This window comes from Acetobacterium sp. K1/6, from assembly GCF_034438075.1.
GTDB lineage: Bacteria > Bacillota > Clostridia > Eubacteriales > Eubacteriaceae > Acetobacterium > Acetobacterium carbinolicum.
Map to the genome: position 1 here is coordinate 1 of NZ_JAXQGA010000063.1, position 1,813 is coordinate 1,813.

Below are 1,813 nucleotides of genomic sequence, written 5' to 3' on the forward strand. Positions count from 1 at the left end.
TTGATTTTACTGGGGTTTTGAGACTTTCTCACACAGTTTTTTATGACTTAGTGTAACCTAGATGCAAAGTTCACATATATATTTGTTCGTCATTATAGATTTTTCAATATCCAAAAAAAAATTAATTTCATCCATTATATATCTCCAATTTAAATGCTCCCACTATTTTGTTTATATGTTCCAAATTCGTAGTTAGTCAACACAACTATTTCTACATTTTCAATCGTCTAAATGCCTTATGTATCGCGATTTCCAAATCTTGTTTTAAAGGATTTGTTATCTCATCTATATCAGGGAAACACACGACGTTTGAAAAATATATGCTGTACTTATTTTTTACATTTATGTAATTCAGTATCTCTGAAGCAGAAATAATCCCTTCTTCTCCCAGAGAAAAAATTATAGAATCATGTTCAAATGGAGCTTTTCTCATATCATGATATGCCACATTATTTTCGACTGTTTGATCTCCAGGAAAACGTTTTGGACACACTTTTTTAAAAATTTCATTGTCTATTATATTCTTATATTTATCGCATTCATTATAGGTTTCTTCTAATAATATTCTTGCAATCTCCTCTTGATTTTTCTTTCTTCTATTATCTCTTTTGTCAATAATTTCATAAGTCAAAATATATAAGATCACAAATATCAAAATGTTCCATAAATCCAAGTTAATATTATTGAACGGTATATTTATTATATCTGAAATGTTTATCACATCTAAAATAAATACAAGTAACAATACTATAATTACAATATTTCTATTTCTGCGTAAATTACGTTTCATAAATCTCCTTTTCTACAGAATAAATAAATTTCTTATCAACATAAATCAATTCCTAAGCCCAAATGGCATCCACTATTGCATATATTTCCCTTATCACAACTAGCACATTTTTCTTTGTTGTTACTTCGAAACTTTTCAAACATTTCGCTATCCCATGCTTCTTGTATGGATGCTGGCTTTAATTCAACTTTATATTGTCCTGTTTGATTATCAAATGAACAAGGATATGCCGCAAGTTCACTATCTATATACATAGAAAATCTTGCCGCTTCACATGCATCAATTGATTGAAAACTAATTTTCTCTTCATAATTACATAATGCAGGAGTGAAGCAAGTGTCAAATCCAATTTTAAATGGATATTTATTATTTAGCACAAGATTCATAAATTTTTTAAACCGGTCATCAACTTTCACTGTCTTCTCTTCAACGCCTAACCCTACTGGTTTATATAGAATAAATATAATTGCACTTATCCCTTTTGACCAAATATTATTTTCCAATCTATAAATTGCCTCTTCAATGGTTTTATCCGATATAATAAAATGAATATTCGTAATACATCCAGCCTTTATAAGTCTTTCTATGGCTTCACATGTTATATAATTACTTTCTTTATCTCTTTCTAATCTTGAATAATAAGAGACAGCAACTGCCCCACAATATTTTTTAATTAAGTTTATTTCTTCATCTGATAGCAGGTATCCGCTTGTCGTCAAATTGGGAATTATTTCATTATACCTCGTAACTTCTAAAATATCAGCAAAATCTTTATGTTTATTTGGATCTCCAGCTCCACCTAATGCAACCTGAAACACCTTATCTTTACATTGACTAACAATCCACTCATAGCCATCTAATGACATGTCTGGTTTACACGAAGATATTGCATTTTGATAACAATCAATTCCGGCATTTTTACATATACCTGTTTTTCCCGATATACTATAATGTTCACAAATAGTTGGACACAAAATCCAGAAAATAAGATAAACTATACACATGAGTAAAAAACGACGAACC

General features: G+C 29.4%; 2 protein-coding genes. Both read right to left on the minus strand.

Annotated elements, in window-relative coordinates; all coding sequences use genetic code 11:
- Positions 1-211: 211 nt before the first annotated feature.
- Positions 212-790 (minus strand): hypothetical protein, encoded by a 579-nt coding sequence (locus U2P91_RS17835; protein ID WP_111888121.1) that lies wholly within the window; start codon positions 788-790, stop codon positions 212-214.
- Positions 791-825: 35 nt separating this feature from the next.
- A partial coding sequence (locus U2P91_RS17840) for an SPASM domain-containing protein (RefSeq protein WP_322520095.1) occupies positions 826-1,813 on the minus strand: 988 nt, incomplete at its 5' end.